The organism is Streptomyces sp. NRRL B-24572 (assembly GCF_002156145.1).
Taxonomy (GTDB): Bacteria; Actinomycetota; Actinomycetes; order Streptomycetales; family Streptomycetaceae; genus Streptomyces; species Streptomyces vietnamensis.
Map to the genome: position 1 here is coordinate 1 of NZ_MWIG01000139.1, position 9,652 is coordinate 9,652.

The 9,652-nt window shown below is 72.0% G+C and carries 7 protein-coding genes; 4 read left to right on the forward strand and 3 right to left on the reverse strand.

Translation table 11 applies throughout. The features are described 5' to 3' along the window. Both CCN56_RS43030 and CCN56_RS09035 read left to right on the forward strand, forming a co-directional pair. The coding region (locus tag CCN56_RS43030; RefSeq protein WP_086825314.1) for a HEAT repeat domain-containing protein at positions 1-590 on the forward strand (590 nt) is incomplete at its 5' end. Positions 591-788: 198 nt separating this feature from the next. Then, the gene (locus CCN56_RS09035) at positions 789-2,108 is read left to right on the forward strand and encodes a M28 family metallopeptidase (RefSeq protein WP_086825316.1); all 1,320 of its coding nucleotides are present in this window, start codon (positions 789-791) and stop codon (positions 2,106-2,108) included. Between the two features lie 68 nt (positions 2,109-2,176). Here the strand turns inward: CCN56_RS09035 and CCN56_RS09040 are convergent, their stop codons facing one another. Then, positions 2,177-3,370 (reverse strand): sigma-E factor regulatory protein RseB domain-containing protein, encoded by a 1,194-nt coding sequence (locus CCN56_RS09040; RefSeq protein WP_086825318.1) that lies wholly within the window; start codon positions 3,368-3,370, stop codon positions 2,177-2,179. 132 nt (positions 3,371-3,502) lie between these two features. Continuing rightward, positions 3,503-4,513 carry a polyprenyl synthetase family protein gene (locus tag CCN56_RS09045; protein WP_086825320.1) on the reverse strand — a complete coding sequence of 337 codons (1,011 nt, stop codon included), beginning with the start codon at positions 4,511-4,513 and terminating at the stop codon, positions 3,503-3,505. Between the two features lie 211 nt (positions 4,514-4,724). Between CCN56_RS09045 and CCN56_RS09050 the strand changes: the two genes are divergently transcribed. Next, positions 4,725-6,722 (forward strand): CocE/NonD family hydrolase, encoded by a 1,998-nt coding sequence (locus CCN56_RS09050; RefSeq protein ID WP_086825322.1) that lies wholly within the window; start codon positions 4,725-4,727, stop codon positions 6,720-6,722. 30 nt (positions 6,723-6,752) lie between these two features. Here CCN56_RS09050 and CCN56_RS09055 read toward each other — a convergent pair whose 3' ends face one another. Beyond that, the gene (locus tag CCN56_RS09055) at positions 6,753-8,087 is read right to left on the reverse strand and encodes an LPXTG cell wall anchor domain-containing protein (RefSeq protein ID WP_086825324.1); all 1,335 of its coding nucleotides are present in this window, start codon (positions 8,085-8,087) and stop codon (positions 6,753-6,755) included. A 295-nt stretch (positions 8,088-8,382) separates the two neighbouring features. On the opposite strand from CCN56_RS09055, the gene fahA reads away from it, so the two are divergent. Next, positions 8,383-9,609, forward strand: a complete 1,227-nt coding sequence (gene fahA, locus CCN56_RS09060) for a fumarylacetoacetase (protein WP_086825326.1) — start codon at positions 8,383-8,385, stop codon at positions 9,607-9,609. Positions 9,610-9,652: the final 43 nt, after the last annotated feature.

Genomic DNA, 9,652 nt, shown 5'->3' on the forward strand with positions numbered 1-9,652 from the left:
GGCTCCCCGACGAGGAGCCGGTGAGCGTCGGCCGGTACAGCGACCGCGAGCCCGCCCGGGTGACGGCGGCGGAGGCGGTACGGCGGGTGGCGGAGGCCGTGGACGCCCGGGGCTGGGAGGTTTTCCTGCCGCGGTCCGTCACACGGGCCGAGGTGCGGCACATCCGGCCTGTGCGGCAGGTCAACGGCTGGCGCTACCGGCCCGACGCGCACGGCGCCCCTCCCTGCCTCTGCTTCGGCTGCCGGGAGCGCGGGGGCTACGGCTCGCGGCGGCTCGCGGAACGCCGGCCGCACCCCTACGACGGGCCGCCGCCCGCGCCGCGGGTGCTCCTCGCCCGGATAGAGGCGGCGGAGGCGCGGGGAGACGCCAGGGCGCTGCGCGAGGCCCTGCACTGGTACGGGATGCGGCGGCGCGGCCCGCTGGCGCGGCTGTCCGGGCTCGCCCGGCACCCCGACCCGGCGGTGCGGCTCGCGCTGGTCGAAGCGGTGGCGTACTGGTCGACCCCCGGAGTGGACTCCCTGCTGAGGGAGTTGGGGCGCGACACCGACCCGCGCGTGCGGGAGGCGGTGGAGGACGTCCTCGTCCACTGAGTCCGCTGAGCGAACACTCCTGACCGGTTTCCGCTCTTGACGGGGAATCAAATTCTCACTGAACATTCAGCACGCACGACCGAACAGCCGCACAACTGAACAATCGCGCATCCGCACAGCTCCAGCGCCTCGTGGCACCGCCGCCCGGGGCGTCTCGCACGTTCCGTCCCATCCCCGTTCGGAATCCGGAGCCCCCACATGAACATCTCCGTGCCCAGACGCGCCACAGCGGCCGCCGCCCTCGCGGCGCTCGCGCTCGCCGGACTCACCGGCACCAGTGCCTCCGCCAGCCCGGCCACGGCAGCCGCCGTCACGCCGCCCGACATCCCGCTCGCCAACGTCAAGCAGCACTTGGCGGACCTCCAGTCGATCGCCACAGCCAACGGCGGCAACCGCGCCCACGGCCGTACCGGCTACAAGGCCTCGATCGACTTCGTGAAGGCGAAGCTGGACGCCGCCGGCTACACCACCGCGCTCCAGCAGTTCACGTACAACGGCGCCACCGGCTACAACCTGATAGCCGACTGGCCGGGCGGCGACCCGAACCAGGTGATCATGTCCGGCTCGCACCTGGACTCGGTCACCGCGGGCCCCGGCATCAACGACAACGGCTCCGGCTCCGCCGCGATCCTGGAGACCGCGCTCGCGGTGTCCCGCGCCCAGCTCCAGCCGACGAAGCACCTGCGGTTCGCCTGGTGGGGCGCCGAGGAGCTCGGGCTCGTCGGCTCGAAGTACTACGTCAACAACCTGCCCAGCACCGAGCGTTCGAAGATCAGCGGCTATCTGAACTTCGACATGATCGGCTCGCCGAACCCGGGCTACTTCGTCTACGACGACGACCCGACGATCGAGCAGACCTTCAAGGACTACTTCACCGGGCTCGGCATCCCCACCGAGATCGAGACCGAGGGCGACGGCCGCTCCGACCACGCGCCCTTCAAGAACGTGGGCATCCCGGTCGGCGGGCTCTTCTCCGGCGCCGACTACATCAAGACGGCGGCGCAGGCACAGAAGTGGGGCGGCACGTCCGGCCAGGCCTTCGACCGCTGCTACCACTCGTCCTGCGACACCTCGGCGAACATCAACGACACGGCCCTGGACCGGAACGCGGACGCCATCGCGTACGCGATCTGGAACCTGTCGAGCGGGACGACGACCCCGCCGACCGGCACGGTCTTCGAGAACACCGCGGACGTCGCCATCCCGGACTCCCCGGGAGCCGCGGTGACCTCCTCGGTGACCGTCTCCGGCATCACCGGCAACGCGCCCTCGACGCTGAAGGTCGGCGTGGACATCGTCCACACCTACATCGGTGACCTCGTCGTCGACCTCATCGCCCCCGACGGCTCGGTCTACAACCTGTCCAACCGGGCCGGCGGCAGCGCCGACAACATCAACCAGACCTACACCGTGAACGCCTCCTCGGAGGTCGCCAACGGCGTCTGGAAGCTCCGCGTCCAGGACAAGGCCTCGGCCGACACGGGCTACATCAGCGGCTTCAAGCTGACGTTCCCGTAGATCCGGAAGAACTCCCGGGCGGGTCGGTGAATTTCGCCCCCGACCCGCCCGGGGTCCCAACCCGGCCGTTACTTGCCGGAGTTCGCCGCGTCGACCAGCGCGTCCTTCGTCACCGCGCCGACGTAGACCTTGCCGTCGTCGGTGAGGAGCGCGTTCACCAGCTTCGTCTTGAAGACGGTGCCCGAGCCGAACTTGCCGGTGACCTTGTCGCCGAAGGAGTCCAGGAAGCCCTGGATCTCCTTCGGTGCCTCGTCGGTCTTGGGCGCCGGCGCCCCGGTGTCGAGCTTCGCGATCGTCGTCCAGCCCTCGCCGATGACGGTCGGGCCCTCGCCGGAGCCGGAGCCGGGGACGAGGCCGGCGCCGCCGAAGACGTCCCCGAGGCCGGGGATGCCCTCCTCGAAGCCCTCCGGCAGGTCACCCGGGGCCTCCTCGCCCTTCTCCGCCGCACCCTCCGTCACCTTCGCGCCCTTCGGCGCCGTGAAGGTGAACTCCGAGGCGGCCGGCTTGCCGAAGTCGACCTTCGTGAAGCCCGCGTCGACGATCGGCTTGCCGCCCTCGACCGAGGAGAGGGTGAACTTCAGCGGGGTGCCGTTCGCCGCGTCCACCGCGATCTTCACCGACTCGACCGTCGAGCCGGACTGCTTCGGCTTGATCACCAGCTGGTACGCGTCCCGGCCGGCCACCTTCGCCGTCCCGTCGACCGTGATCGACGTGGTGTCGCCCGCGGCCTTCAGGACCTCGTCGGCGAGCTCCTTGGGCGTGCCCGGGAGCTTCTTCTCGGGCTTCTCGCCGCCGGACGCGCCCTTCTCGTGGAAGGCCTCGTTCGACTTGCTGTCGTAGGCCCAGACGTCGTCGCCGTTGTGGATCAGGCTGTATTCGTCGGAGCCGTCGAGCAGGGTGAGCCGCTGGCGCTCGGGGCCGTCCGCCGCGATGCGCAGCGTGTGGCTGCCCGAGACGAGCTCGGTGAGCTTCTCGGACGGGTCCGCCGAGGAGGGGCCGCCGTCGCCGCCGTCCAGGCCCCCGAGGCCGGACGCCAGGCCGTCGAGGGCCGGCAGGCCCAGGTCGGTGGAGATCTTGAAGGTGCCGGACAGGGTCTGGGTGTCCGACGCGGCGATCTTCTCGATGAGCTGCTTGGCCGTGATCTCCGGCAGGTCCGGGTCGCCGGACGCGGCCAGCGCCGGGACGAGCCCGATGGTCGCCGCGGCCACTCCTGCCACCGCGACCGGGACGATGAACCGGCTCGCCTTACGGGTCTCTGCCATGGTCTCCGCTACCTCCGTGCCGTGCTGCCCCTGTGGATGATGACTCCATCTCACCAAGGCGCGGGCCCGGAATCGTCAGACCCGGGGATCAACCTCACGTACTGCTTCGGGATGACCCGACCCCGAGACGACCTAACCCGCTCGGTGGACCACGGCGTCACACATCTCGGCCAGGGCCGCCTTCGCGTAGCCGTCGGGCAGCGGCGCCAGCATCGCGCGCGCCTCCTCGGCGTACCGCACGGTGTCCCGGCGGGCCTGCTCCAGGGCGGGGTGGGCGCGGAGCCGGCGCAGGGCCTCGGCGTGCCGCTCGTCGTCGCTGAGGTCGCCGTCGATCAGGGCGACGAGCTCCAGGTCCTCCGGGCGCCCGTGGGCGGCCGCGGCGGCCCGCAGGCGGAGGACGGGGAGGGTCGGGATGCCCTCGCGGAGGTCGGTGCCGGGGGTCTTGCCGGACTCGTGGGAGTCGGAGGCGATGTCGAGGACGTCGTCGGCGAGCTGGAAGGCGACGCCGAGCCGCTCGCCGTACTGGGTGAGGATGTCGACAACGCTCTCGTCGGCGCCGGACATCATGGCGCCGAAGCGGCAGGAGACGGCGACGAGGGAGCCGGTCTTGCCGCCGAGGACGTCGAGGTAGTGGTCGACGGGGTCGCGGCCGTCCATCGGACCCGCGGTCTCCAGGATCTGGCCGGTCACGAGCCGTTCGAACGCCTCGGCCTGGATGCGTACGGCCTCGGGGCCGAGGTCCGCGAGCGTGTGCGAGGCGCGGGCGAAGAGGAAGTCACCCGTGAGGACGGCGATCGAGTTGCCCCAGCGGGTGTTGGCGCTGTCGACGCCGCGCCGGACGTCGGCCTCGTCCATGACGTCGTCGTGGTAGAGCGTGGCCAGGTGGGTGAGCTCGACGACCACGGCGGAGGGCACGACGCCCGGCGCGTAGGGGTCGCCGAACTGGGCGGCGAGCATCACGAGCAGGGGGCGGAACCGCTTGCCCCCGGCCAGGACGAGGTGCTGCGCGGCCTCCGTGATGAAGGGGACATCGCTCTTGGTGGCGTCCAGGAGGCCCGCCTCCACAGCCGCCAAACCGGTCTGGAGATCGGCTTCGAGAGCCTGGTCCCGCACGCTAAGACCGAACGGCCCGACGACGGTCACGAGGGGGTCTCCTGTCTGCTGACGCCTGCTGACGATCACATGGATTGTCGATGTGTCGCTCGGTTCACTCAAGCCAGCGTATCCGGTCACCTTTCGATCACCGTGGGCGCCTTCCCGTCACCCCCGGTATGTTCGTGATCAGCTGATACGGCCAGGAATGGGCTCTTTGCCCCGAACGGCGATCGTGCACCCCGTCCACCGAGGTTCTGACATGCGCATCCGTACCGACTTCCCGTACGAGACCCGCCACGAGGACGTCCGCATCCCCCTGCCGGACGGCACGAGGCTGTACGCGCGCGTGTGGCGTCCGCTCACCGACGAACCCGTACCGGCCCTCCTGGAGTACCTGCCGGACCGCCTGACCGACTGGACCGTCCCCCGCGACCGGCAGCGCCACCCCTGGTACGCGGGCCACGGCTACGCCTCCGTACGGGTCGACGTCCGCGGCCACGGCAACAGCGAGGGCCTGCCCGGCGACGCGTACGACGCCGTCGAGCTCGCCGACGGGGTCGCCGTCGTGAACTGGCTCGCCGGGCAGGAGTGGTGCACCGGGAGGGTCGGCGTGTTCGGCATCGGCCGGGGCGGCTCCGCCGCGCTCCGGATCGCCGCCCTCGCCCCCGGACCGCTCGGGGCGGTCGTCGCCGTCTGCGCCACCGACGACCGCTACGACAACGACGTGCACTACCTGGGCGGCTCGGTCCTCGCCGTCGGCATGCACTCCCGGGCGGCCACCACGCTCGCCTTCACCGCCCGGCCCCCGGACCCGCAGTACGTGGGCGAGGAGTGGCGCGAGCTGTGGCTCAGGCGCCTGGAGGCCGTCGAGCCGCCCGTCCACACCTGGCTCGCCCACCAGACCCGGGACGCGTACTGGAGGCACGGCAGCGTCCGCGAGGAGTACGGGGCCGTCCGGGCCGCCGTCCTCGCCGTCGGCGGCTGGCACGACCCGTACCGCGACACCGTCCTGCGGCTCGCCCGGCACCTCCCCCAGGACCGGGTCCGCGCGATCATCGGCCCCTGGTCCCACCAGTACCCCGACCGCGGCCTGCCGCCGGGCCCTGCGATCGGCTTCCTCCAGGAGACCCTGCGCTGGTGGGACCACCACCTCAAGGACGTCGAGAACGACGTGATGGCCGAGCCGCTGCTCCGCTCCTGGATCAGCGACGCGCACCCGCCGGCCACCGTGTACGAGGAGCTGCCCGGCCGCTGGGTCGCCGACCCCGCCTGGCCCTCCCCGCACGTCACCCCCGTCACGTACGGCTTCCAGGGCGCCCCGGTCCTCGTCGACTCGCCCCAGCGGACCGGGCTCGACGCGGGCCGCTTCCTCCCCCTCGGCAACGACGCCGACCTGCCGCCGGACCAGCGCGACGAGGACGCCCGCTCGGCCTGCTTCGACTTCCCCGTACCGGAGTCCGCCGAGCCGATCGAGATCCTGGGCCGCCCCTCGGTGAGCCTGCGCCTGACGACCGCGGCCCCCACCGGACAGGTCGTCGCCCGGCTCTGCGACGTCGCCCCCGACGGCTCCTCCACCCTCGTCACCCGGGGCGCCCTGAACCTCTCCGCCCGCTACGGCCCCGACCGGGCCGTGGAGGCCCAGATCGGCGAGCCGGAGACACTCCTCCTCGAGCTGAACGGCATCGGGTACGCCTTCCCGCCCGGCCACCGGGTGCGGCTCGCCGTCTCCTCCACGTACTGGCCGTGGATCTGGCCCCAGCCCGACGCCGCCGGCTTCACCCTCGACCCGGCCGGCTCCTCCCTCACCCTCCCCGTCCGGGCGCGCGCCGAGGACGCCGTCGAGTGGGAGGAGCCGGAGCAGTCCGCGCCGCTCGGCGTCGCGTACCCGGCCACCCTGGAGGAGCCGCGCCCGGAGCGGCTGGTGGTCCGGGACGTGGCCAGGGACGAGTGGACCCTCGAGGTCGACCCGAAGTACGGCGGCACGCGCGTGTACCCGGACGGCCTGGAGTGCACCGAGGACGCCGTGGAGGCGTACACCGTCGACGAGGGCGGCCCGCTGTCCGCCCGGACCCGCTCGGAGTGGACGATCCGGCTGCACCGGCCCGAACTGGCCTGGGACGTCACGATCGACACCCGCTCGGAGATCTCCTGCGACGCGGACGCCTTCCACACCGAGGACGAGGTGGTGTGCAGGGAGGGCGGCGAGGTCGTCTTCCACCGCACCTGGGAAAAGCGGATCCCCCGCACGGCGGGCTGAAATCACGCCGTGCGGGGGACCGATCAGGGGTTACGCCTGCGTGCCGGCCTTGCGGCGGCGGGCGAAGACCAGCGCGCCGGCGCCCAGGGCGACGGCCCCGGCGGCGGCGAGACCGAGCGGCAGGGTGTCGTTCGCACCGGTCGCGGCGAGGGTGCCGGTCACGGGGGTGGTGGACGTGCCGCCCTGCTGGGTGGTGTTCGTGTTGCCGCCGGTGGTGACGGTCGGCGCCGGGGTCGGCGTCGCGGTCTCCGTCGGCTTCGGCTTCGGCTTGTCGCCCTTGTCGGCGGCGAGGATGTCGAAGTTCACGTCCTTGAAGTCACTGGCGAAGCCGCAGGAGCCGTCGTTGTTCTCGTACTCCCCGTAGCCGAAGAGGGCCCCCTTGCCGGCGGTGGCCTTGGCGTCGACCGTGAGCCGCAGCTTCACGTCGTACGAGGCGCCCTTGTCGAGCTCGCCGACCTCGATGATGTCGGACTTCTCGGTGAGCTGGTCCCACTCCAGGACGTCGGCGGAGGACCACTCGACGGGGATGGTGAGCTTGGAGAAGTCCGTGTCCTCGTCGATCTCGTCACCGGGCGCGGGCAGCCGTATGGCGTTCGCGAAGGCGTTGACGAGGTCCAGCTTGTGGTCGGAGGTGTTGGTGAGGCGCATCGAGAAGACCGCGGGCTCACCGGCGGTGACCTTCTTCGGGCCGCTCACCGCGACCTTGAGGGAGGCGTCCTCCTCGCACTCCTCACCGATCTCCTCGTAGAACTCCAGCTCTTCCTTGGCCTCATCGAGCTTCTCGGAGGCGGACTCCTTCACCTTCTCGGCGAGCTCGACCACGTGCGCGGCGGCGTCCTTGGCGGCGGTGAGGGCGGCCGTGACCTCCGTCAGCTTCGCGTCGGCGACGGTCTTCGCGGCGGCGGCCTCGTCGGCGGCCGTCTTCGCGGCGGTGACGGCAGCGGCGGCGGCCGCCTTCTCCTCCTCGGTCGCGGTCTCCGGCAGCTTCGTCACGGCCTCCTCGGCCTTGACGAGCGCCTCGTCGGCGGCCGTCTTCTTGGCGGCGGCAGCGTCCGCGGCCTTCTGCGCGTCGGCGACCGCGACCACGAGCGGGTTGTCGGCCTCGTCCAGGGCCTTCAGGTCCGCGGTGGCCTTGTCGAGGTCGACGACGGCCTTGTCGTACGCCTTCTGCGCCTCGGCGACGGCGGCCTTGAGCTCCTCGATCGAGGGCATGTCCTCGTCGGGGTCGTCCTCGCCGGACGCGGGCTTCTGCGAGGGCCCGGAGGTCGGCTTGGCGTCGGCGAACGCGGGCGCGGCCGAGAGGAACACGACCGGGGTGGTCACGGCGGCGGCCACGGCGGTCGCCAGGATGCGGCGGATCTTCACGTTGCGGACCTTTTCCTGGTCAGAGAGAAAGACTGCGAAGAAAGTGGGCGGGCGCGCGCCTGCGGCTACCTCACGCGGCGCGGCACCCGGCTTGATCGTATGACCGGAAGGGGCCCGCGCGGAGCCCTGTTTCCGGAGGTCGCGGGGGCCTTCTGAACCCGTTCAGGTCACAAACCGCGCAAGTGGGGGCAGTTGCCCACGGAGGCCTCGGTTTCTGTGTGATCCATGTCATCAGCGCCCGGCGGCCCGCCCCGTAACGTGTCCCCCACACACGTGGAAAGCGAGGCACGCACCGATGTCCGAGCACAGCCCGCTCGATCTGGCCGAGGGCGATCCCTTCGGCCCGCACAACCTCCCGTACGGCGTCTTCTCCACCGCCGACGAGCCCGGGCGGCGCCGGCTCGGCGTCCGCATCGGCGGGCACGTCCTGGACGCGGGTGCCGCGGCGCACGCGCTCGGCTCCCCGTACGCGGCGCTGCTCGCGCAGCCCACCCTCAACCCGCTGCTCGCGGCCGGGCGGACCGCCTGGCGCGACGTCCGCCGGGCGCTGACGGCCTGGGTGACGGTGCCCGCGCACCGGGCGGACATCGAGCCGCTGCTCCACCCGCTTGACGCGGTGACGCTGCACCTGCCGTACGAGGTCGCGGACTACGTCGACTTCTACGCGAGCGAGCACCACGCGACGAACGTGGGGAAGATCTTCCGCCCCGACGGCGACGCGCTCACCCCCAACTGGAAGCATCTGCCGATCGGTTACCACGGTCGCGCGGGCACGGTCGTGGTCTCCGGCACCGATGTCGTGCGCCCCTCCGGGCAGCGCAAGGCCCCGTCGGACCCGGCGCCGGTCTTCGGCCCCTCCGTCAAGCTGGACATCGAGGCGGAGGTCGGCTTCCTGGTCGGCACCCCGTCCGAGCTCGGGAAGCCGGTCCCGCTGGCCGACTTCCGGGAGCACGTCTTCGGCCTGACGCTGCTCAACGACTGGTCGGCGCGGGACGTCCAGGCCTGGGAGTACGTGCCGCTGGGCCCGTTCCTCGGCAAGTCGTTCCAGACCTCGGTCTCGGCGTGGGTGACGCCCCTGGAGGCCCTGGACGCGGCCCGGACCGCCCCTCCGGCCCGCGACTTCCCGCTCCTCCCCTACCTGGACGACGCCGCGGAGGAGGAGCCGGGCGGCTTCGACCTGCGGATCTCGGTGGAGATCAACGGCGAGGTGGTGGCCGAGCCGCCGTTCTCCTCGATGTACTGGACGGCGGCCCAGCAGCTCGCCCACATGACGGTGAACGGCGCCTCGCTCCGTACGGGTGACCTGTACGGCTCCGGCACGGTCTCCGGGCCCGAGGTGAACCAGCGCGGCTCGCTCCTGGAGCTCACCTGGAACGGTCGCGACGCCCTCGAACTTCCGGGCGGCAAGCGGACGTTCCTGGAGGACGGCGACGAGGTCGTCCTCACGGCCTGGGCCCCGGGCCCCGACGGCACCCGGGTGGCCCTCGGCGAGGTCCGCGGCCGGATCGTCCCCTCCGCCTGATCCGTACGGCCGAGGATGGGCGCCCCCGCGCGGGGGCGCCCAT

Bases quoted from the DNA above. Each gene is read 5' to 3' on its own strand.
- CCN56_RS09035 (WP_086825316.1), top strand. From the start codon at position 789: ATGAACATCTCCGTGCCCAGACGCGCCACAGCGGCCGCCGCCCTCGCG.
- CCN56_RS09040 (WP_086825318.1), bottom strand. From the start codon at position 3,370: ATGGCAGAGACCCGTAAGGCGAGCCGGTTCATCGTCCCGGTCGCGGTG.
- CCN56_RS09050 (WP_086825322.1), top strand. From the start codon at position 4,725: ATGCGCATCCGTACCGACTTCCCGTACGAGACCCGCCACGAGGACGTC.
- fahA (WP_086825326.1), top strand. From the start codon at position 8,383: ATGTCCGAGCACAGCCCGCTCGATCTGGCCGAGGGCGATCCCTTCGGC.